23 protein-coding genes are annotated in these 22,064 nt (G+C 58.1%); 15 read left to right on the top strand and 8 right to left on the bottom strand.

Features of this window, described 5'->3' with window-relative positions; genetic code table 11:
- From ABIE60_RS14650 to lnt, 4 genes are read left to right on the top strand one after another with little or no spacing between them, the layout of a single operon-like run.
- Positions 1-990 (top strand): PhoH family protein, encoded by a 990-nt coding sequence (locus tag ABIE60_RS14650; protein ID WP_354470264.1) that lies wholly within the window; start codon positions 1-3, stop codon positions 988-990.
- Positions 987-1,451 carry an rRNA maturation RNase YbeY gene (gene ybeY, locus ABIE60_RS14645; protein ID WP_354470263.1) on the top strand — a complete coding sequence of 155 codons (465 nt, stop codon included), beginning with the start codon at positions 987-989 and terminating at the stop codon, positions 1,449-1,451. The genes ABIE60_RS14650 and ybeY overlap by 4 nt, the downstream gene beginning before the upstream one ends.
- A complete protein-coding gene (locus ABIE60_RS14640; RefSeq protein WP_354470262.1) occupies positions 1,448-2,284 on the top strand; it encodes a CorC family transporter in 837 nt (278 codons plus the stop codon). The genes ybeY and ABIE60_RS14640 overlap by 4 nt, the downstream gene beginning before the upstream one ends.
- Before the next feature lie 18 nt (positions 2,285-2,302).
- Complete coding sequence (lnt, locus tag ABIE60_RS14635) at positions 2,303-3,814, top strand: apolipoprotein N-acyltransferase (RefSeq protein WP_354470261.1); 1,512 nt, start codon at positions 2,303-2,305, stop codon at positions 3,812-3,814.
- On the opposite strand, the gene ABIE60_RS14630 is transcribed toward lnt, so the two are convergent.
- Positions 3,749-4,303 carry a zinc ribbon-containing protein gene (locus tag ABIE60_RS14630; RefSeq protein WP_354470260.1) on the bottom strand — a complete coding sequence of 185 codons (555 nt, stop codon included), beginning with the start codon at positions 4,301-4,303 and terminating at the stop codon, positions 3,749-3,751. The genes lnt and ABIE60_RS14630 overlap by 66 nt on opposite strands.
- A 249-nt stretch (positions 4,304-4,552) precedes the next feature.
- On the opposite strand from ABIE60_RS14630, the gene leuS reads away from it, so the two are divergent.
- The 4 genes from leuS to ABIE60_RS14610 are packed head-to-tail and all read left to right on the top strand — an operon-like array spanning position 4,553 to position 9,095.
- Positions 4,553-7,141: a leucine--tRNA ligase gene (gene leuS, locus ABIE60_RS14625; RefSeq protein ID WP_354470259.1), complete on the top strand. Its 2,589-nt coding sequence runs from the start codon at positions 4,553-4,555 to the stop codon at positions 7,139-7,141.
- 12 nt (positions 7,142-7,153) lie between these two features.
- A complete protein-coding gene (locus tag ABIE60_RS14620; RefSeq protein WP_354470258.1) occupies positions 7,154-7,657 on the top strand; it encodes an LPS-assembly lipoprotein LptE in 504 nt (167 codons plus the stop codon).
- Positions 7,654-8,691: a DNA polymerase III subunit delta gene (holA, locus tag ABIE60_RS14615; protein WP_354470257.1), complete on the top strand. Its 1,038-nt coding sequence runs from the start codon at positions 7,654-7,656 to the stop codon at positions 8,689-8,691. Before ABIE60_RS14620 ends, holA begins: the two co-directional genes overlap by 4 nt.
- Positions 8,692-8,750: 59 nt before the next feature.
- Positions 8,751-9,095 carry a c-type cytochrome gene (locus tag ABIE60_RS14610; RefSeq protein WP_354470256.1) on the top strand — a complete coding sequence of 115 codons (345 nt, stop codon included), beginning with the start codon at positions 8,751-8,753 and terminating at the stop codon, positions 9,093-9,095.
- On the opposite strand, the gene trmL is transcribed toward ABIE60_RS14610, so the two are convergent.
- From trmL to glnA, 4 genes are all read right to left on the bottom strand, one after another.
- The gene (gene trmL / locus ABIE60_RS14605) at positions 9,065-9,523 is read right to left on the bottom strand and encodes a tRNA (uridine(34)/cytosine(34)/5-carboxymethylaminomethyluridine(34)-2'-O)-methyltransferase TrmL (RefSeq protein ID WP_354470255.1); all 459 of its coding nucleotides are present in this window, start codon (positions 9,521-9,523) and stop codon (positions 9,065-9,067) included. The genes ABIE60_RS14610 and trmL overlap by 31 nt on opposite strands.
- A 43-nt stretch (positions 9,524-9,566) precedes the next feature.
- Positions 9,567-11,012 carry a nitrogen regulation protein NR(I) gene (ntrC, locus tag ABIE60_RS14600; RefSeq protein ID WP_354470254.1) on the bottom strand — a complete coding sequence of 482 codons (1,446 nt, stop codon included), beginning with the start codon at positions 11,010-11,012 and terminating at the stop codon, positions 9,567-9,569.
- The gene (gene glnL, locus ABIE60_RS14595; protein ID WP_354470253.1) at positions 10,981-12,069 is read right to left on the bottom strand and encodes a nitrogen regulation protein NR(II); all 1,089 of its coding nucleotides are present in this window, start codon (positions 12,067-12,069) and stop codon (positions 10,981-10,983) included. The genes ntrC and glnL overlap by 32 nt, the downstream gene beginning before the upstream one ends.
- Before the next feature lie 252 nt (positions 12,070-12,321).
- A complete protein-coding gene (glnA, locus tag ABIE60_RS14590) occupies positions 12,322-13,728 on the bottom strand; it encodes a glutamate--ammonia ligase (protein ID WP_354470252.1) in 1,407 nt (468 codons plus the stop codon).
- Between the two features lie 356 nt (positions 13,729-14,084).
- On the opposite strand from glnA, the gene ABIE60_RS14585 reads away from it, so the two are divergent.
- The 5 genes from ABIE60_RS14585 (at position 14,085) to dtd (ending at position 18,459) form a co-directional block, all read left to right on the top strand.
- Positions 14,085-14,459, top strand: a complete 375-nt coding sequence (locus ABIE60_RS14585; protein ID WP_354470251.1) for a hypothetical protein — start codon at positions 14,085-14,087, stop codon at positions 14,457-14,459.
- A gap of 76 nt (positions 14,460-14,535) precedes the next feature.
- Positions 14,536-16,344, top strand: coding sequence for a translational GTPase TypA (gene typA, locus ABIE60_RS14580; RefSeq protein ID WP_354470250.1), 1,809 nt, complete (start codon positions 14,536-14,538; stop codon positions 16,342-16,344).
- Positions 16,345-16,455: 111 nt separating this feature from the next.
- Positions 16,456-16,947: a YehS family protein gene (locus ABIE60_RS14575; RefSeq protein WP_354470249.1), complete on the top strand. Its 492-nt coding sequence runs from the start codon at positions 16,456-16,458 to the stop codon at positions 16,945-16,947.
- Between the two features lie 100 nt (positions 16,948-17,047).
- Complete coding sequence (gene pip, locus ABIE60_RS14570) at positions 17,048-17,998, top strand: prolyl aminopeptidase (protein WP_354470248.1); 951 nt, start codon at positions 17,048-17,050, stop codon at positions 17,996-17,998.
- A gap of 11 nt (positions 17,999-18,009) precedes the next feature.
- Entirely contained in the window at positions 18,010-18,459 is a 450-nt protein-coding gene (dtd, locus tag ABIE60_RS14565; protein ID WP_354470247.1) for a D-aminoacyl-tRNA deacylase, read from the top strand.
- An 8-nt stretch (positions 18,460-18,467) separates the two neighbouring features.
- Here dtd and ABIE60_RS14560 read toward each other — a convergent pair whose 3' ends face one another.
- From ABIE60_RS14560 to pomA, 3 genes are all read right to left on the bottom strand, one after another.
- Complete coding sequence (locus tag ABIE60_RS14560) at positions 18,468-18,923, bottom strand: OsmC family protein (protein WP_354470246.1); 456 nt, start codon at positions 18,921-18,923, stop codon at positions 18,468-18,470.
- Positions 18,924-19,037: 114 nt separating this feature from the next.
- Positions 19,038-19,970, bottom strand: coding sequence for a flagellar motor protein MotB (locus tag ABIE60_RS14555; RefSeq protein WP_354470245.1), 933 nt, complete (start codon positions 19,968-19,970; stop codon positions 19,038-19,040).
- 11 nt (positions 19,971-19,981) lie between these two features.
- Positions 19,982-20,740: a flagellar motor protein PomA gene (gene pomA / locus ABIE60_RS14550; RefSeq protein WP_354470244.1), complete on the bottom strand. Its 759-nt coding sequence runs from the start codon at positions 20,738-20,740 to the stop codon at positions 19,982-19,984.
- A gap of 183 nt (positions 20,741-20,923) precedes the next feature.
- On the opposite strand from pomA, the gene ABIE60_RS14545 reads away from it, so the two are divergent.
- Together ABIE60_RS14545 and ABIE60_RS14540 are read left to right on the top strand one after the other, a co-directional pair.
- The gene (locus ABIE60_RS14545) at positions 20,924-21,163 is read left to right on the top strand and encodes an exodeoxyribonuclease VII small subunit (protein WP_354470243.1); all 240 of its coding nucleotides are present in this window, start codon (positions 20,924-20,926) and stop codon (positions 21,161-21,163) included.
- A 2-nt stretch (positions 21,164-21,165) separates the two neighbouring features.
- A complete protein-coding gene (locus tag ABIE60_RS14540) occupies positions 21,166-22,062 on the top strand; it encodes a polyprenyl synthetase family protein (protein ID WP_354470242.1) in 897 nt (298 codons plus the stop codon).
- Positions 22,063-22,064 lie beyond the last annotated feature (2 nt).

The following is a 22,064-nucleotide window of genomic DNA, read 5'->3' as shown; positions in this document are numbered from 1 at the left end:
TTGACCCCGACCCAATCCGTCACCCTGCTGCTGGAGCCAAATAATCCGGCAGCCCTGCTGACTCTATGTGGCCAGTTTGACGCCCACCTGAAACTGCTTGAAGAGCGCACCGGTATCGAGATTCGCAACCGTGGCAACCGTTTTCAGCTGGTCGGACAGCCGACACAGGTCAAGGCCCTGACCGCACTACTGGAGCAGCTGTATCAACAGATTCTGGGCGGTGCCGACCTTTCTCCCGAACAGATCCACCTGCAACTGCAGGGCAGCGGCCTTGACCAGCCCAGGCGCGACAAGGCCGAAAGTGACGAGGACAAACGCTACGCCATCCGCACCCGCAAGATGCTGATCCGTCCACGCGGCGGCAATCAGCAGGACTATGTGCAGCGCATCCGCACCCACGATATCAACTTCGGCATCGGCCCGGCCGGCACCGGCAAGACCTACCTGGCCGTGGCCTGCGCCGTGGAAGCACTGGAGCGTGAAGACGTCAGTCGCATCCTGCTGGTGCGCCCGGCGGTCGAAGCCGGTGAAAAACTGGGATTCCTGCCCGGCGACCTGAGCCAGAAGGTTGACCCCTATCTGCGACCGCTCTATGACGCGCTGTATGAGATGATGGGGTTCGAAAAGGTGGCCAAGCTGATCGAGCGTAACGTCATCGAGGTTGCACCGCTGGCTTACATGCGTGGTCGTACCTTGAACGGCTCGTTCGTGATTCTGGACGAGGCCCAGAATACCACCCGGGAGCAGATGAAAATGTTCCTGACCCGTATCGGCTTCGGCTCCACTGCAGTAATCACCGGCGACAAGACCCAGATTGACCTGCCCAAGGGCACCCGTTCGGGCCTGCTGCATGCGATCGAGGTGCTTGATGGCGTGAAGGAGATCGGTTTTACCCTTTTCGGCTCAAAAGATGTGGTTCGCCACCCGCTGGTACAGCATATTGTTGAAGCCTATGAACGCTATGAGAGTGCACAGGAGCAGGACAATTGAGCAGCCGGATTGACCTGCAGATCGCCTGCGAAGCCTCCGACCTGCCCTCTGAGGCCGATTTCACCCGCTGGGTGGAAACCGTACTGAAACAGCAAAAGGCTGCTGGCGAAGTCTGCATCCGCATCGTGGATGCCGAGGAAAGCCGTGAGCTGAATCGCGACTATCGCGGCAAGGATGCACCGACCAATGTGCTCTCCTTCCCGTTCGAGATACCGACCGGCATTCCGGTCACCCTGCTGGGCGATCTTGTGATCTGCGCCGAGGTTGTGGCAGCTGAAGCTCAGGAACAGCACAAGACAGAACAGGCCCACTGGGCACACATGGTTGTGCACGGGACCTTGCATCTGCTCGGATTCGATCATATAAATGACGACGAAGCCGAGGAGATGGAGGCGCTGGAACGCGCCCTGCTGGCCCGGCTGGATATAGCCGATCCCTATGCATTCAGAGGACCCGTATGAGCGAAGACCGATCGAGCGGCACGTCAAAAAGCTGGCTGGAAAAACTGGCCCAGGCCTTTTCTGACGAGCCCCGCAGCCGAGAGGATGTCCGCGAAATTCTGCAGCAGGCCTGCGAATCCGGAATTCTGGACAACGATGCTCATGGCATCATCGAAGGTGCCATTCAGGTCACCGAAATGCAGGTGCGGGATGTGATGATTCCGCGCTCACAAATGACGATGGTGCAGGTCAACCAGACCCCGCGCGAGTTTTTGCCGGTCATTATTTCCAGCGCCCACTCTCGCTTTCCGGTCTGCGGCGAGAACCCCGACGAGGTGCTTGGCATTTTGCTGGCGAAGGATCTGTTGCCCTATATGCTGGAGGATACACTGGATCAGTTCGACATCCGCCAGTGCCTGCGCAAGGCCACATTCATCCCTGAAAGCAAGCGCCTCAATGTATTGCTCAACGAGTTCCGCGGCACCCGCAATCATATGGCGATCGTGGTGGACGAATACGGCGGCATCGCCGGATTGATCACCATCGAGGACGTGCTGGAACAGATTGTCGGTGAGATCGAGGACGAGCATGACGCCGAAGAGGATGACGGCAACATCAAGCCGTTCGACGATAACGGCTACCTGGTCAAGGCACTGACCCCGATCGAGGATTTCAACGCCTATTTTGACGTCGGCTTCTCCGATGACGAATTCGACACCATTGGCGGCATCGTCACTCAACATTTCGGACACCTGCCGGCCAAGGATGAAAGCATTGTAATCGAAGGTTTCAGCTTCAAGGTGCTGTCGGCCGACAACCGACGCCTGCGCCTGTTGCAGGTTACCCGCACCTGAACCGTGAACATTGACCGCATGGCTCGATCACTGATGACAGCCTTTGCTGCACTGGTCGCAGGTGCCAGCATCACGCTGGCACTGGCGCCCTTTGACCTCAAGCCACTGGTATTGCTGGGCCCCGCCCTGCTTTACCTGATCCAGCGCCACCAGACACCCCGACAATCCCTGTTCAGCGGCTATTGTTTTGGCCTCGGGTTCTGGGGTGCCGGGGTCTCCTGGGTCTATGTCAGCATCAACACCTACGGCAACGCCTCAGCCCTACTGGCCTCAGTGCTGACGGGGCTGTTCGTGATGGCGTTGGCCCTGCTGTTTGCACTGCAAGGCTGGTTGTTTGCCCATCTGGCCCGAAACGCCGGACAGCGCTGGCTGGTATTCACGGTTGCCTGGGTGGGATTCGAGTGGCTGCGCAGCTGGCTGCTGACGGGCTTCCCGTGGCTATATCTGGGCTATGCCGTGCTGGATACCCCGCTGGAGCGCTGGGCACCGCTGTTTGGTATCTGGTGGCTTTCACTGATTCTGGTACTGCTGGCCACCGCCAGCGCCCGTGTTCTTGCAGATCGCAAGTGGATGCCACTGCTGCCGGGCGTGTTGCTGGCGGCCGGTTCGCTGCTGCTGCCTCAAAACTGGACCCAGCCAGCCGACTCGCCCGCACTGAAAGTCGTGCTGGTGCAACCCAACATCCCGCAGTTGCAGAAATGGCAGCCGGACCAGCTGGGGTGGATTCTGCAACGACAGATCCAGCTCAGTCGCCAGCACCCTGATGCGGACCTGCTGATCTGGCCCGAGACCGCCATCCCCTCCACCTTCAGTCGTGCAGCCCCCATGCTGGGCCCGTTTCTGGATCAACTTGATCGCAGCGGCATCACCCTGATCAGCGGCTTCCCCTACGCCGAAGCCGATCCGGACAGCCCTTTCGGTCAGCGCTTTCACAACAGCCTGGGTATTTTCAGTACTGGCAGCGACCTGTATCACAAGCAGCGGCTGGTCCCCTTTGGCGAATATGTGCCACTGGAGAAGCAGCTGCGTGGTGTGATCGATTTTTTCAACCTGCCCATGTCCAGCTTCAGCCTGCCTGAAGACAATACCGATGCACTGCAGTTGGGTGACCTGCGCATTGCACCGGCGATCTGCTACGAGATCGCCTACCCGCAACTGGTCAGCCGCCTGACCCGTGACAGCAGCCTGATGTTGACCGTATCCAACGACACCTGGTTTGGGCGCTCCATCGCGCCGGAACAGCACCTGCAGATCGCCCGCATGCGGGCACTGGAAAACGGGCGCTGGCTGCTGCGCGGTACCAACAACGGCTATACGGCACTGATTGATCCCAGAGGCAGGGTCAGTGGACAGGCTCCGCTTGACAGCGTAACCACGCTCAGCGGAGAGGTTCAACCAATGCAGGGCAACACGCCCTGGCAGCGTCTTGGCCTCTGGCCATTGCTGGCAGGGCTGGCAGGCCTGTTACTGCTTGGTTACTGGCGCCCAGGGCAGCGACACCCGCTCAAACACCACCGCACCACAGTGTGAGCAGGCGGCAATCTTGTCGGTTGCCTTGAGCTGCTGGGATTCACCGCACTGCAGACAGCGCAGAGTGCCTGGCGCACTGACTTCGCCTGCCAGATACTGATCTTCATCATGAGCCAGCTGCTCACGCAGCAATTCATGCTGAACGCGAGTCTTGTCGGCCAGATCCAGCAGCGCCTGACGCACCTTCTCCTCCAGCACCCCCAGGTCAAAGTTCAGCCAGGCCGCGAGGCCATCACCGGTTTCATGCGCATAGTAACCGAGCTGTTTCAGATCACGCCGCAGGTAGGCCTTCATTAGCTCTACTTCATCCCGGGTCATCTCTTCGGCTGCCAGCTCCAGCTCCGCCGCTTCCTCGATCTGTTCCTGCAGATAATCCCAACTTACCTCACCGGCCTCATCAAGCCGCTGGCGAAGACGCTCCAGCACCCGATCATAGGCACGCGGTGCCTGCTCAGAATGCTTTGGGGTTTTCTGTTTATGCTCGCTCATGGGCAACTCCTGTGTCAGCGGGCGGGGCCCGATTCTCGCGCCCCTTTTGCATTCAGTATATCCCTGATTGTGGAAAAGCTCAGCGCTGCAGGTCAATCACTGCGATACCGCTCGCGGCCGACTTCTCCCCTGTTGACGAAGAGGGGAATATTGTATGCTATGCCCCATTCAGCCTTTTGCGGCGCAGGCCCGGTGACGACCGGCCACACAGCGCGAATTCCCGTTATCAGTGAGTTGCAGCCAAGCATAATGAACGAACAATATACCCCCCAGGATATCGAGCCCAAGGTACAGCAGCATTGGGAACAACAGGACAGCTTCAAGGCGGACGAAAGCGCGCCGGGTGAGCCCTTCTACTGTCTTTCCATGTTCCCCTACCCCAGCGGCCGCCTGCACATGGGGCACGTTCGCAACTACACCATCGGTGATGTGGTTTCCCGCTATCAGCGCATGCAGGGACGCAACGTACTGCAGCCGATGGGCTGGGATGCGTTTGGGCTGCCGGCCGAGAATGCAGCGATGAAAAACAACGTGCCGCCGGCCAAATGGACCTACGAAAACATCGACTACATGCGCCACCAGCTCAAGCAGATGGGCTTCGGCTACGACTGGTCACGCGAATTGGCAACCTGCCATCCCGAATATTATCGCTGGGAGCAGTGGTTCTTTACCCGCCTGATGAAAAAAGGGCTGGTGTACAAGAAGGAAGCCGAAGTGAACTGGGACCCGGTTGACCAGACGGTTCTGGCCAACGAGCAGGTGATCGATGGTCGTGGCTGGCGCTCAGGCGCGCTGGTCGAGCGCAAGAAGATCCCGCAGTGGTTCCTGAAAATCACCGACTATGCTGACCAGCTGCTGGACGACCTGGACAAGCTGGACGGCTGGCCCGAACAGGTCAAGACCATGCAGCGCAACTGGATCGGCCGCTCGGAAGGGGTTGAACTCAGCTTCCAGGTGGACGGCTATGGCGAGCTTGAGGTGTTCACCACTCGCCCGGACACGCTCATGGGTGTTACCTACGTAGCAGTTGCGGCCCAACATCCGCTGGCGTTGAAAGCAGCTGAACACAACGCCGAGCTGGCTGCATTCGTCGAAGAGTGTCGCCACACCAAGGTCGCCGAAGCCGACATGGCAACCATGGAAAAGAAAGGCATGGCACTGGGTATCGAAGCGGTACACCCGCTGACCGGTGAAAAACTGCCGGTCTGGACAGCCAACTTCGTACTGATGGATTACGGTTCAGGCGCGGTGATGTCGGTACCGGGCCACGACCAGCGCGACTGGGAGTTTGCCCGCAAGTACGGTCTGCCAATCAAGCAAGTCGTCGCTCCGCTGAATGGCGATGTCAGCGTAGACCTGGAAAAGGAAGCCTTCACCGACAAGGGTGTACTGGTCAACTCCGGCAATTTTGATGATCTCGAGTTCGAGATGGCCTTCAAGGCGATCGCCAAGGAGCTGGAGCGCAAGAACAAGGGCCGAACCACCATCAATTACCGCCTGCGTGACTGGGGCGTCTCGCGCCAGCGTTACTGGGGCGCACCGATCCCAGTGATCAACTGCAACAGCTGCGGTGCCGTTCCAGTCCCCGAAGACCAGCTGCCGGTGCGTTTGCCGGAAGAGGTCGAGTTCGATGGCACGGGCTCACCGATCAAGAAGATGCGCGACTTCATCGACACGACCTGCCCCGAGTGTGGCGGTCCTGCCGAGCGTGAAACCGACACCTTCGATACTTTCATGGAGTCCAGCTGGTACTACGCCCGTTACGCAAGCATGAACCCGAATGCCATGCTTGACCCCAGGCAGGCCAATCACTGGCTGCCGGTGGATCAGTATATCGGCGGCATCGAGCACGCCATTCTGCACCTGCTCTACTCGCGCTTCTTCCACAAACTGATGCGTGACGAAGGCCTGGTCGACTCCGATGAGCCGTTCAAGCGCCTGCTGTGCCAGGGCATGGTGCTGGCCGACAGCTTCTACTATGAAGACGAGAAAGGCGGCCAGGTGTGGATCTCTCCGGCCGATGTAACCACAGAGAAGGACGAAAAGGGTCGCGTGATCCGCGCCACCGACGCCGAAGGTCGCGAGCTGAACCATGACGGCATGTCGAAGATGTCCAAGTCAAAGAACAACGGCATCGACCCGCAGATCATGATCGACCGCTACGGTGCCGATACCGTGCGCCTGTTCATGATGTTCGCCGCACCGCCGGAGCAATCGCTGGAATGGCTCGACTCAGGAGTTGAAGGGGCACATCGCTTCCTGCGGCGCCTGTGGAAACAGGTGCATGACCATCTGCAGCAGGGTGTCGAATGCCCGGCACTGAACGTCGATGCCCTGAACGAGACTCAGCGTGACCTGCGTCGAAAGGTACATGAAACCATCGCCAAGGTAAGCGATGACATGGAGCGCCGCCAGACATTCAATACAGCCATCGCCGCCGTGATGGAACTGTCCAACGCCATCGGCCGTTTTGTTGATGTCAGCGAGCAGGGCCGAGCCGTAACCCGCGAGGCTCTGGAAGCCGCAATCCGCCTGCTGTCGCCGATTGTGCCTCACGTTACACATCAGCTCTGGCTTGAGCTGGGCCACACGGATGATTTGCTGCACACAGCCTGGCCACAACTGGACGAGTCCGCCCTGACCCGCGCCAGTGTCGAGCTGGTGGTACAGGTGAACGGCAAGGTGCGCGCCAAGATCACCGTGTCCGCAGACGCGGACGAAGACGTGATCCTGCACACCGCGCTTGCCAGCGAAAACGTACAGAAGCATCTTGAAGGCAAAACGATCCGCAAGAAAATCGTTGTGCCCGGCAAACTGCTCAATATTGTTGTGGGCTGAACGGAGACTGCCATGACCCAGCGCCTGACCCTGCCCCTGCTTGCATTGCTGATGAGCCTGGCGCTCACTGCCTGCGGCTTCAAGTTGCGTGGCCTCTATGATGTACCGGAGGCACTGCGTCAGGTGCACCTGGTAACCGAGTCCACACCCAGCCAGATTGAGCCGGAGCTACGCTCGGCATTGGAAGTAAACCAGATTCGCCTCACGGAGTCTGGCCGCTACCAACTGGACATACTGTCGGAACGTCATACTCGCCGTACCGCTACATTGACCGGTAACGCTGACGCGGCTGAATATGAGCTGCGCTCGGAAATACGCTTCCAGGTACTGGATCGTCAGCGTGACAATGCGGTCGTAATGCCCGCGCGCAGTGTCATGAACGAACGGGTCTATCGCAACGAGCGCGACAACATCACCGCCAGCGGCTCACAGGAGACCCTGATCCGTCAGCAGATGCTGCAGGATCTGGCCCAGCAGATCGTACGTCAGTATCTGCGCATCAACACGGCCCAATGAAGACCCGTGCGGAACAGCTGAATGCTCAGCTGCAGCGACTCACATCCCCTCTACCGGTATTTATGGTCACCGGGGACGAGCCGCTGCAGCATGCCGAAAGCTGTGACGCCATTCGTGCCTGGCTGCGACAGGCAGACTTCACCGAGCGCGATGTGATGCATGTGGATGCAGGTTTCTCCTGGGAACGCCTGCTGGAAAGCGCCAACGCCCTGTCCCTGTTTGCCGATCGCAAGATCATCGAGCTGCGCCTTGGCAGTCAGAAACTGGATAAACAGGCCAGCGTTCTGCTGCAGCGCTATCTCGACAACCCCGCCCCCGACAATGTCCTGCTGATTCAGGCCGACCGACTCGATGCCGGTGCCAAAAAAAGTGCCTGGTTCAAGCAGGTGGAAAAGTGCGGGCTGATAGTAGAGATCTGGCCGGTAGAACCTGAGCAGCTGCCGCAGTGGATCTCGCAGCGCGCAGCTGCTCAGGGGCTTCAGCTCAGTGGCGACGCACTGCAACTGCTGTGTGCAAGGATAGAGGGCAATTTGCTGGCAGCGAAGCAGGAGCTGGACAAGCTCAACCTGCTCTATCCCGACCAGACCATCGATGCCGAGCAAGTGGTTGAAGCCGTTGCCGACAGTTCCCGTTACGACATTTTTGCGCTCAGTGATGCCGTACTGATGCGCGATCCTGCACGCTGCCAGAAGATCCTCCAGGTACTGCGCCAGGAAGGGGTTGAAGCCACACTGGTGCTCTGGGCGCTGACCCGAGAAATTCGCACCCTGCTCAACCTGCAGCGCGGGCTGGCCTCAGGCGTCCCCTACGACACCCTGTGCCAGCGAGAGAAGATCTGGGGCAAGCGCAAGCCACTGATGCGTAAGGCGAGTCAGCAGACGCCAGCCGCAAGACTGGAAGGCCTGCTGGTACTGAGCCATGATATTGATCAGGCGATCAAGGGCCAGCTCAACAGTTGCCCCTGGCTGCTGCTCTCCAGTCTCACCCTGGAGCTTTCCGGCTGCCAGCTGGGCCTGCCACACCCGATACACTGAACTGACAGACTCAGGCCCGGCTGTTAGTATTCAATGGCAGATCTGGTTGAGGAGCCGGCATGAAGCTGTTGCGATATTGTGTTGTACTGATCACTCCCCTGCTGCTGACCGCCTGTGGCGATCCGCCACCCGAGCGGATGAAACAGGGCGACAAGCTGTATGCCTATTACTGCCAGAACTGCCACCAGCAAACCGGGCTTGGCCCCTTTCTGGAGCAGGTTCCGCTCACCGAACGTTCATTGCAGCGACACGAGATCGTCCTGATGATCAAGCATGGTTATGATCAGGGACACAAACACATGCCCACCTTCAGCCAGCTCAGCGACCTGCAGGCCGATGCACTGGCGGCCTTTGTCATTGAGCGACGCAGGGCTCAGGCAAGGGCACCCTCAAACCCCAACTGACGCCAGGCTTCGTAAACCACAACGGCACAGGCATTGGACAGGTTCAGGCTGCGGCTGTCGGCCAGCATCGGCAGGCGCAGGCCTGAATGCTGCTGAATCAGTTCGCCGGGAAGGCCCCGGGTTTCGGGGCCGAACAACAGCAGATCGCCGGGAGCAAAGTCGGCATCGGCGTAACAGCGCTCCGCCTTGGTCGTCAGCGCCCAAACACGGCGTGGCTTTAGCACTTCCAGACAGGAGTGCAGATCATCATGTACCTGTACCCGCGCCCACTCGTGGTAATCCAGACCCGCCCGGCGCAGACGTTTGTCATCCAACTCAAACCCAAGCGGCCGGATCAAGTGAAGACGAAAGCCGGTGTTGGCACACAGGCGGATGATGTTCCCGGTATTCGGCGGAATTTCGGGTTGGTAAAGCGCCAGATCAAGCATCAGAGTCTCCGGTGGATCGGCCCGCCATTATACCGGCCAGCGGCTACTCGTCACCCTCTTCGTCATTAAGACCGGAGGTATCCATCTGCAGCTCCTTGATTTTGCGCGTAAGCGTGTTGCGCCCCCAGCCCAGCAGACGGGCAGCATCACGCCGGCGACCGGCCGTGGCTCCCAGCGCAGCGGTAATCATGACGCGTTCAAAGGCGGGTACCGCTTCCTGCAGAATCCCCTCGGACCCACGCGCCAGCTGCTGCTCTGCCCACAGCCTCAACCCTTCCTGCCAGCTGCAGCTGGTGCCTGCCACCTTGGGATCATGCTGCTGTTGCTCCAGCAACTCCGGTGGCAGGTCAGAGACCAGAACCTCACGCCCGGACGCCATCACCGTCAGCCAGCGACAGGTATTTTCCAGCTGACGCACATTGCCGGGCCATGACAGATCACACATGAACTCGGCCGTTTCCGGTTTCAGTACCTTGGGTTCCACCGCCAGCTCTTCAGCCGAGCTGGCCAGAAAGTGCCGTGCCAGGCGCGGAATGTCTTCGCGCCGCTCGGCCAGCCTTGGGATATGGATACGAATGACATTGAGACGATGAAACAGGTCTTCACGGAAACGCCCTTCCCGTACCAGTTTCTCCAGGTTCTGGTGGGTTGCCGCAATGATCCTGACATCGACCCGCACCGGTGTATGGCCACCCACCCGGTAGAACTCGCCATCGGCCAGCACACGCAGCAACCGGGTCTGGGTGTCAGCTGGCATGTCACCGATTTCGTCCAGAAACAGGGTGCCGCCATCCGCCTGTTCAAAACGGCCGCGACGGCTGGCAGCCGCGCCGGTGAAGGCACCTTTCTCATGCCCGAACAGCTCGGACTCGATCAGATCACGCGGGATCGCCGCCATATTCAGTGGAATGAACGGTTTGTCCGCCCGCGGGCTGTGCTTGTGCAGCGCATGGGCAACCAGTTCCTTGCCGGTACCGGACTCGCCGTTGATCAGCACCGTGATGTTGGAGTGTGCCAGTCGACCGATGGCACGGAACACCTCCTGCATCGCAGGCGCTTCACCGATGATCTCGGCCGCCTGCTCAGGCTGTGGCTGCGCCGTTTGTTCGCGCTGCTCCTGAGCATGCGCAACGGCACGCCGTACCAGTGACAGCGCTTCATCCACGTCAAACGGCTTGGGCAGGTATTCAAAGGCACCACCCTGATAGGAGGCCACGGCACTGTCGAGGTCCGAATGGGCCGTCATGATAATGATCGGCAACTGCGGCATCACCTCATGCAGATGCTGCAACAGCTTGAGCCCGTCCATGCCCGGCATGCGCACGTCGCTCAGAATGGCGTCCGGGTGCTCATCTTCCAGTCTGGCCAGCAGTGGCTGCGCCGAATCGAAGGCTTCGGTCTCGAAGCCTGCCGATGTCAGTGCCTTGTCGAGAACCCAGCGGATCGAGCGGTCGTCATCAACGATCCAGACCTTGGCTGCTTGTGTCATGACTCAACTCCAGTGGTATAAACAGGTTGAAGCGGGTCTGCCCCGGCTCCGACGTAAATTCGATCAGCCCCTTGTGCTGATTCATGATCGACTGGGCGATGGACAGACCCAGGCCGGACCCCTGCGCCCGGCTGCTGACCATGGGGTAAAAAATGGTATCGGCGATGTCATCTGGAATCCCCGGACCGTTGTCGATGATTTCCAGTGAGCACACCAGCCGATGGCGTTCGGTACCCAACGTAATCTGTCGCAGAGCCCGTGTACGCAGCATGATCTGAGGCGCCGATGTCCCGGCCTCTTCCATCGCCTGTACCGCATTGCGGATGATATTCAGTACTGCCTGAATCAACTGACCCCGAGCGCCATCAAATTCGGGAATGCTCGGGTCATAGTCACGCAGAAGACTGACGCGATTGCCGGTTTCAGCCTTTACCAGACTGCAGACATGTTCAAGAATGGCGTGAATGTTCACACGCTCAATCACCGGCAGCTTGTGCGGCCCCAGCAGGCGGTCCACCAGGTGACGCAGCCGGTCCGCTTCTTCAATAATGATCTGGGTGTACTCGTGCAACTCTTCCCGATCAAGCTCGCGATCCAGCAACTGGGCAGCTCCTCGAATGCCACCAAGCGGATTCTTGATCTCATGCGCGAGTCCTCGAACCAGTATTCGCGCACTGGCATGACGGGTGAGCAGTTCCTCTTCCCGCTCAATTCGCATCAACCGGTCACGCGCCTGTATCTCAAGCAGAATGCCCCCATCCGGTATCGGGTTGACGCTGTAATCAACCGTCAACTCCTGTCCGGTCTGCGTCACCAGCCGCGCCTCTCGCTTGCTGTAGGGGTGGCCGCTGCATAACGACTGGCGCAAGACATCCAGTTCCTCTTCACTGGATGACAGCCATTCTTCAATCGGGCGATCCTTCAGCCGTCGCGCACTGGCTTCAAGCAGCATTTCAGCGGCCGGATTCATGTACTGAATACACAGAAACTCGTTCAGCACCAATACCGAGCTGGTCAGGTTATCCAATATCTGCTTGTGTGACTGTGAACGGGACATCGGTTGCTCTCCTTCCTGACCCTGTGCTTGCAAGAAAAGCGCCAGTTTTACTGAAATTTCAATCGCCCGGTATACGGGGGTTTGGCGCCACACCTGCGCTCGCTGAAAGGCTTTTCAAAAAGCCTTACGCACCATAATAGTGCAATGTTTTGATCCGGTGCACACCTGCACCGTAAACGCACAGCCCTGAACGCCGGAGACAAAAAAGGCCTCCCGAGGGAAGCCTTTTTCAGTTCTGCAACTCAGTGCCGATTACACGGAGTAGTACAGGTCGAACTCGACCGGGTGAGTGGTCATGTTGACCTTGGCCACTTCTTCACGCTTCAGCTTGATGTACGCATCCAGCATGTCGTCGGTGAACACGCCACCACGGGTCAGGAACTCACGGTCTTCTTCCAGAGCATCCAGCGCTTCAGTCAGAGAGGCAACAACTGTCGGGATCTCTTTTGCCTCTTCCGGCGGCAGGTCATACAGATCCTTGTCAGCCGGGTCGCCCGGGTGGACCTTGTTCTGGATACCGTCGAGGCCCGCCATCAGCAGCGCTGCAAAGCACAGGTACGGGTTGGCAGCCGGATCAGGGAAACGTGCTTCAACACGACGCCCTTTCGGACTGGTGGTGTACGGAATACGCAGGGAAGCGGAACGGTTGCGAGCGGAGTAGGCCAGCATAACCGGTGCTTCGAAGCCCGGTACCAGACGCTTGTAGGAGTTGGTAGACGGGTTGCAGATGGCGTTCAGTGCCTTGGCGTGCTTGACGATACCGCCAATGTAGTACAGCGCCGTTTCGCTCAGGCCACCGTAGCCGTCGCCGGCAAAGATGTTGGCACCGTCCTTGGACATGGACAGGTGAACGTGCATACCAGAGCCGTTGTCGCCTACCAGCGGCTTGGGCATGAAGGTAGCGGTCTTGCCGTACGCATGTGCCACGTTGTGTACACAGTACTTCAGGATCTGAACTTCGTCTGCCTTGGCAACCAGGGTGTTGCCGCGCACACCGATTTCACACTGACCGGCTGTGGCCACTTCGTGGTGGTGTACTTCGATGGTCAGGCCCATGGCTTCCATCGCATCACACATCGCCGCACGCAGATCATGCAGGGAGTCGATCGGCGGAACCGGGAAGTAACCACCCTTCACACGAGGACGGTGGCCAGTATTGCCGCCTTCGATCTTGTGGTTGGATGCCCAGGACGCTTCTTCAGACTGGATGCTGTAACCACAACCGCTGATGTCAGCATGCCATTCAACACCGTCAAACACGAAAAATTCGGGTTCCGGGCCCAGCATGGCAGAGTCGGCGATGCCGGTAGACTTCAGGTACTCTTCTGCACGGCGAGCAACAGAACGCGGATCACGCTCGTAACCCTGGCCAGTGGCCGGCTCGATGATGTCGCAGCGAACGATAACGGTTGCGTCTTCGGTGAAGGGATCCAGAACGGAAGCACTGTCGTCCGGACGCAGGATCATGTCGGATTCCTGAATACCCTTCCAGCCGGCAATGGAAGAACCGTCAAACATTTTGCCGTCTTCAAAGAAGTCGTCACCCATGTCAGTGACAGGGATGGTCACGTGCTGTTCCTTGCCCTTGAAGTCGGTGAAGCGCATGTCGATCCATTTTGCGCCGCTTTCTTTGATCAGATTCAGAGTCTTCTCTGACATTTGGCTATCCCCACTCGTTATTAAGTATTGCCAGAACAATACTTCTGTCATTACGGATCCGGAAACCGGTTTGCTATTACTTAAGCAAAGGCTGTGCCATGTTGAAAATCACGCTAACCCACTGATTTTCTGTTTTAGCTCACACCCTTTAACAATATATATCGCACCAAAATCGTGCATACCGGAAAACAATGAACCATTAGGGTGCATTGATGGTCGATTTTGGGGCTGCACTGGTAATCGGTAATCCATGATAGTGCAATCAGACCAGAAATGCTGTGCCTGGCACAGGCTTCCCGGCAGCTTTTTTTACCAGTAACCTGTAACGACCAGATGATCAACCACAGGTGATGGACATGGCCCCCAGGGAATTACTGACTGCCACACTGATAACCGCTTTATTGGGAATCAGCACCACCGCAACAGCTTCGAGCGCTTCAGAAGAAAACTACCGCAAACGCTTCCCGGCCCAGTGGCTGGAACGCAACGGTGAAATCAGACTCGAGACGGTTTGCTACAACTATCCCGGCAACAGCTACATGTATCGACTGTGCCGAGAGCAGGCGACCCAGTCACTTCAAGCCCGCTGCAGCCGTTATCGTGCACTGACGGATACCTACAGCGGCGATACCCAAGCGCACTATCTGCGCATGGCACACAAGTACTGCACCGCAAGCGAGCATTACCAGCCACTGCCCGAGGCTGAAAAAGAGAGCGATGTAACACAATAATGATCACTCAGTGATCGCTTGTTTAACCTCCCTTCCGTATAATGTCGCGCTTTACACCATCACAGGGTACACACGCGTGATTGAAAACCTCCGAAATATTGCCATTATCGCCCACGTTGACCACGGCAAAACCACACTGGTCGACAAGCTGCTGCAGCAGTCAGGCACTCTGAACCGCCGCGATGAAAGCGCTGAGCGCATCATGGATTCCAATGACCAGGAGCGTGAGCGCGGTATCACCATTCTGGCCAAGAACACAGCCATCCGCTGGAACGACTACCGTATCAACATCGTTGACACACCGGGGCATGCGGACTTTGGTGGTGAGGTTGAACGTGTACTCTCCATGGTGGACTCGGTTCTGCTGCTGGTGGATGCGGTTGACGGCCCCATGCCGCAGACCCGCTTCGTAACCCAGAAAGCATTTGCTCAGGGCCTGCACCCGATCGTGGTCATCAACAAGATCGACCGCCCGGGCGCGCGTCCGGACTGGGTTATGGACCAGGTATTTGACCTGTTCGACAACCTGGGCGCCACCGACGAACAGCTGGATTTCCCGATCGTTTATGCCTCTGCCCTGAACGGCATTGCCGGCAATGATCCCGAAGAGATGGCCGACGACATGACGCCGCTGTTTGAGGCGATCGTCAAGCATGTGCACGCGCCGCGTGTCGATGCCGACGGCCCGTTCCAGATGCAGATCTCTGCGCTGGACTACAACAGTTATGTAGGCGTTATCGGTGTTGGCCGTGTGTCACGCGGCAGGATCAAGACCAACACCCAGGTGAAGGTGATCGACAGCCACGCCAAGGTGCGTAACGGTCGTGTGCTCAAGATCATGGGCTACCACGGTCTGGAGCGTATCGAAGTTGATACGGCGCAGGCGGGTGACATCATCTGCGTGACCGGTCTGGATGAACTGAACATCTCCGACACCCTGTGCGACCCGGAAGTGATTGAAGCACTGCCGGCACTGTCTGTAGACGAACCCACCGTCTCCATGACCTTCCAGGTCAACGACTCTCCGTTTGCAGGTCAGGAAGGCAAGTTCGTCACCAGCCGTAACATCAAGGAGCGTCTGGATCGTGAGCTGATTCACAACGTGGCCCTGCGCGTTGAACCCGGTGACACTCCGGAAAAATTCCGTGTCTCCGGTCGTGGTGAACTGCACCTGTCGGTGCTGATCGAGTCCATGCGCCGCGAAGGCTTCGAGCTGGGTGTATCCCGCCCCGAAGTTATCCAGAAAGAAGTGAACGGCGAAATCCACGAGCCTTACGAAGTCGTGATGATCGACGTGGAAGAAGAACACCAGGGCTCCATCATCGAAGAACTGGGCAAGCGTCGCGCCGACATGACCAACATGGAAGTGGACGGCAAGGGTCGTGTACGCCTGACCTTCATGATGCCGTCCCGCGGCCTGATCGGCTTCCGCAGCCAGTTCATGACCATGACATCCGGTACCGGCATCATGACATCGGTCTTCGACCATTACGGCCCGGTCAAGGCCGGTGACGTGATCTCTCGTCACAACGGTGTACTGGTTTCCATGGTCACCGGCAAGGCACTGGGCTACGCCCTGTTCAACCTGCAGGAGCGCGGCCGTCTGTTCATAGACCCCAACGTTGAGGTCTATGAAGGCATGGTGCTGGGTATTCACAGCCGCAACAACGACCTGGTGATCAATCCCACCAAGGGCAAGCAGCTGACCAACGTACGTGCGTCCGGCACCGATGAAAACATCGTGCTGACCCCGCCGATCAAGTACTCACTGGAACAGGCTCTGGACTTCATCGAAGATGATGAGCTGGTCGAAGTGACCCCGGCAGCCATCCGCATCCGCAAGAAGCTGCTGAAAGAGAACGAGCGCAAGCGCAACAAGAAGTAATCCGCTTCTCGCGTGAGTGCATGGAAAGGCCGGCGGAGCAATCCCCGGCCTTTTTGTTTGTCTGCCACCCATCTGCAGGTCGATGATGGAGTGCCCACAACAGGAATACCCGTGAACAACAACGATATAATGCGACGCCTGCGCTACACTTTTGATCTCAGGGATTCGGCCATGGTCGAGATCTTTGCAGCAGCCGACCACCCTGTTACTCAGGAGCAGGTCGTCAACTGGTTGCGAAAAGAGGATGACCCCGCGTACTGCGCGGCGGCGGATACCGACCTGGCCCTTTTTCTTAACGGCCTTATCAATACCCGTCGCGGCCGTCGCGAAGGCGAACAGCCTCAACCGGAAAAACGCCTGAGCAACAATATGGTCTTCATGAAGCTGAAAATCGCCTTGAACATGACCTCGGATGATGTGCTCGACACCCTGCAGAGCGTCGGATTCCCTCTGAGCAAGCATGAGCTCAGTGCCTTTTTTCGCAAGCCCGACAACAAGCACTACCGGGAGTGCAAGGACCAGATTCTGCGCAACTTCCTGCTCGGCATACAGCGGCGATTTCGCCGTGACGACTCAGAAGTCATAGACTCAGAGAGCCATTAAGCCGACAAGATCAACACTTTTCACCCGAGCACAGACATCGGTTCACCTGACTGCAGTGGGTCGATATACTGATCCTATTCGTCAACCTCAGGAGAACCCCATGCGCACCCTCTACCCCGAGATCGGCATCAATCATGAGTATTACCTTGAGGTTGGCGACCGGCATACCCTGTACGTGGAGGAGTGTGGCAACCCCAATGGCATTCCGGTTCTGTTTGTACACGGTGGGCCTGGCGGGGGCTGCGGCGCAACTCACCGACGTTTCTTCAACCCCGAACGCTATCGCATCATTCTCTTCGACCAGCGCGGTTGCGGTCGCTCAACGCCACACGCAGAGCTCGAAGCCAATACCACTCAGGTACTGGTGGACGACATGGAGCGGATCCGAGAGTTTCTCAGCGTGGAGCAGTGGCTGCTGTTTGGTGGCAGCTGGGGTTCGACCCTGAGCCTGGTCTATGCCGAGACGCATCCGGAGCGAGTTGCCGGCATGATCCTGCGCGGCATTTTTCTCTGCCGCGACCGGGATATCCAATGGTTTTACCAGCAGGGTGCCAGCGCCCTGTTCCCCGACTACTGGCAGGATTACCTGCAGCCCATTCCCGCTGCAGAGCGAGACGATCTACTCAGTGCCTACCATCAACGCCTGACCGGAAACAATGACCTGGTGCGGATGCAGGCGGCCAAGGCCTGGTCCGTATGGGAGGGGCGCTGCTCAACACTGGACCCGAACCCGGATGTGGTTGAGCACTTTGCCGACCCTCATTTCGCACTGGCGATGGCACGCATCGAGGCACACTATTTTATCCACAAGGCGTTCCTTGAGCCGGATCAGCTCCTGAATGATGCCCACCGACTGACGGACATTCCGATCACCATTGTGCACGGTCGCTACGATGTGGTTTGCCCGCTGGAGCAGGCCTTTGCCCTGCAACAGGCGGCACCGCATGCGCGTCTGCATATCGTTCGAGATGCAGGCCACTCGGCCTTTGAGCCTGGCATTATCGACAACCTGATCCACGCCACCGACGAATTTGCCCAGCGCAGCGCCTGAGGAGCAACACCGTGAAGGGACTGATTCAGCGTGTCAGCCATGCCTGTGTAAAAGTGGATGGTGAGGTAACCGGCGCCATTGATGGCGGCATTCTGTTACTGCTCGGAGTGGAACAGGGCGACAGCCAGGCGACAGCCGACAAACTGCTGCAAAAGGTACTGAACTACCGTATTTTCCCTGATGCCGATGGCAGGATGAACCTGAGCCTGAGCGACACCGCTGGCGGACTGCTGGTGGTATCGCAGTTCACACTGGTTGCCGATACGCGCAAGGGACTGAGGCCCGGCTTTTCCCGCGGTGCAGCACCCGATGAAGGTGAGCGCCTGTATGACCTGTTTGTTCACCGGGCGCGTGAAACGCATGGGGCAGTCGAAACCGGTCGCTTTGGTGCGGATATGAAGGTAGAGCTTTTGAATGACGGGCCGGTCACCTTTCTGCTCGAGGTGCCGCCCGTCGACTGACAGCGGCATCAAGCGATGCAGCTGGGCTCGACCAGATGGTGGGTGACGCGCGTTTCCAGCTTGATGTTGTCATGCAGCGGACAGCGGCCACAGACGGCGTCCAGGAACACCTGTTTCTCTTCATCGGTCATGTCAGCATCGATTTCGGCTGATACCTGGATCTGCTGGAAGCCTGTGCGGTCATCACTGGGCTTGCCCAGCAAACCGGCCGGATTGTAATCACCCTCTACACTGACTTTCATGCCCCGCAGTTCAATCTTCTGCTGCATCGCCGCGATACGGCCGATGGTGCAAATACATCCCCCGAGCGAGAACAGAAAGTACTCCAGTGGAGTGGGCCCCTGGTTCTGCCCGCGGGCGGCCTCCGGCTGGTCAATCACCACCTGATGGCCGCGGATATCCGCGCGAACGGCAAAGCCCTCTGCCATCTGGGTGTTAACACTTACTCGCTTGTCGGCACTCATGCACGGCTCCTCATATATTAGTTAAGAATCAACTAATATTATTGATTCCCGCAAGCAGATGCAAACGCTCGATACCTGTAAGAGAAGGTCCGCTTCAAACACCAGTGCCAGCGCTCAGAACAGGCCGCCCGGATCGATCGGTGCCCCTTCCGTGTCACCTTCGGGGCGTGACTGCAGTCGGTCCAGCGCTTCTTCGGCATCACCCTTCTGAATGACAATTTCCACACGACGGTTGCGAGCCCGCAACTCTGCCGTGCTGTTGGGTGCCAGCGCGCGCGTATCGGCATAGCCGGTAATATTGAAGCGGGACTGGTCAATGCGGCGGTCAGCAAAAAGTTCATGCGCCACCGCCAGCGCCCGCGCGGCTGAAAGATCCCAGTTGGATTCAAAACGCCGCCCGGAATAGGGGATGTTATCGGTGTGACCCTCAATGGCCACCTTGCCACTGATACTCAACAACAGGTCACGTATTTTGGCAATCACCGGAATGTACTGAAACTTGAGTTCGGCCGATCCGGAATCAAACGAGCCCCGCTCCTTAACCCGGATGATGATGCGGGTACCATCGGTTTCAACCTCGATACTGCCTTCACCGATTTCGGCCGCCAGCGCCTGGGCTACGGCAACCGCTTCCTGCTGCGCCTGCTCTTCCTGCTGCCGGCGCAGCTCTTCAAGCCCTTTCAGCTCGTCTTCGATCTGAGACTCGCCCTCGCGCGAGCGCACATCCAGACTGTTGAGGTCATTATTGATCGTCATCTGACGAACTTCATTCAACGGGGTGGGCTCCGGGCGGCCGGGGCTGAATTCCTGCGCAATGATGGAAGTGCCCTTCGGGATATCTTCCACCTTGATCTGGTTCTGAACGCCGAACGCCTCACGCATGGAACCGGCCAGCTGCTTGAACTTCAGTACATCCATCTCGGAAAACGAGAGCAGCAGCACGAAGAAGCACATCAGAAGCGACATCAGGTCGGCGAAGGTCGCCATCCACAAGGGTGACCCCGCTGGCGGACATTTACATTTCTTGTCTTCGTTGTCGTCACTCATAGCCGACTCCCTCAGCTTTCAGCAACGGCACGTTTACGCTCGGGCAGGTAGTTGCGCAGCATCTGATCGATGACGCGCGGGTTCTGACCCGCCTGGATCGCCAGCAAGCCGTCGATGATCAGCGCCTGATTCAGCGCTTCTTCTTCCTTGCGCACATCCAGCTTGTCCGCAACCGGAATGGCAAACATGTTGGCGATCATGGCACCGTACAGTGTCGTCAACAGTGCAACCGCCATGGCCGGACCAATGGATTTTGGATCGGACATGTTGGACAGCATCTGCACCAGACCCACCAAGGTGCCGATCATCCCCATTGCCGGCGCCACATCTCCCATGGCTCGGAATATCTTTGAACCAAAGTCGTGCCGCTCGTATGTAAGGCCAGCCTCTTTCTTTAACAGCTGTTTGACCACTTCAGGGTCATGTCCATCCACCAGCAGCTGAATACCACGCTGCATGAAGTCAGAGGAAACCTCTTTATCCTCAAGTGACAGCAGCCCCCCCTTGCGTGCCGCATCGGCCAGATCAACCGTTTCAGAGATGATGTCCTCAGGGTTAACTGACTTGAACATGAACGCCTTTGCCATGATTTTTCCGGCACCGAGAAACTGCCCGAGGGTGAACTTCATCAACACCACCAGCAGTGTTCCGCCGACAACGATCAGCATGGACGGTGGGTTGACAAAAATACCGATATCACCGCCCAGTACCATCGCGGCAACGATGATAGCAAAAGCCCCTAAGAGGCCAACGAGGGTAGCCAGATCCACTGATCGCTCCTGAAAAATATGTACCGATGCTAATGAAGGGCAAGAACGCTGACTTTGCCAGCAGCAGATCATACCAGAATTAAACATACGTTCACGCTTTGATCAGCTTTTTCCGTGCCTCTGATTGACCCTTGTGGGCAGGTTGGTTAACGTGGACGCCTTAACCGATCAGATGAAATCCGCATGACCCGCAAAGCCGAGAAACCCGACTTCGAACACGCCCTGTCAGAGCTTGAAAGCCTCGTGGTACGTCTTGAGCAGGGTGACCTGCCCATTGAGGATGCCCTCACCTCATTCGAGCAGGGTGTACGCCTCACGCGTGAATGCCAGACCATCCTGCAACAGGCAGAGCAGAAAGTGCAGCTGCTGACTGAGCAGGATGGCGAAATTCTCACCAGTGACTTTCCCGCCCGGGAAGAGTAGGCATGGACATTCAACAGGTACTGGCACAGTACCGCTCGCGCACCGAACTGCAGCTTGAGCAGCTCTTTATGGAAGCGGCATCACTTGAGCCCCGACTGCCCAAAGCCATGCGTTACGGCCTGCTTAACGGCGGCAAACGTGTGCGTCCCGCTCTGGTGTATCTTTGCCACCGCCTCTGCAGCACCAGCGCGTCACCTCATCCCCTGACGGACCGGGCCGCCGTTGCCATCGAATGCATCCACAGCTACTCGCTTATTCATGATGACCTGCCGGCGATGGACGATGACGACCTGCGCCGTGGCAAACCCACCTGCCATATTGCCTTTGATGAGGCGACAGCCATTCTTGCCGGTGATGCCCTGCAGTGTCTGGCATTTGAGCAGCTGAGCGAAATCGTCGACCCGATGCTGGCCTTGCGTCAGCTGAAGATGATGCAGGTGCTGGCGCGCGCCAGCGGTCGGCAGGGCATGGTAGCCGGGCAGGCGTTTGACCTTGGTCATGTTGGCCAGCCTCTGACACTGGAGCAGCTGCAGGCGATGCACGCCTGCAAGACCGGAGCACTGATTACCTGTGCCGTAGAGCTGGGCGCACTTTCAGCCGGTGAGCCGGAAGGCGAACGTCTGGACCAACTGCGCCGCTTTGGTGACCTGATCGGGCTGGCATTTCAGGTTCAGGACGACCTGCTGGATATCGAAGGCGACACCGCCACGCTGGGCAAGCCCCAAGGTTCGGATCAGGCGCAGAACAAGCCCACCTATCCCGCTCTGCTGGGTATTGACGGCGCACGTTCAAAACTGAACCAGCTGCACCAGGAAGCCGTAGCCATACTCACAGGCTTTGGCCCTGATACCGAAGCCTTGATTGCCCTGACCGACTACATCGTTGCGCGTGACCATTGAGC

It is taken from the genome of Marinobacterium sp. MBR-109, assembly GCF_040547565.1.
Taxonomy (GTDB): Bacteria; Pseudomonadota; Gammaproteobacteria; order Pseudomonadales; family Balneatricaceae; genus Marinobacterium.
The sequence above is the reverse complement of the archived record's forward strand: the minus strand, read 5'-3'. Positions and strand labels throughout refer to the sequence as shown.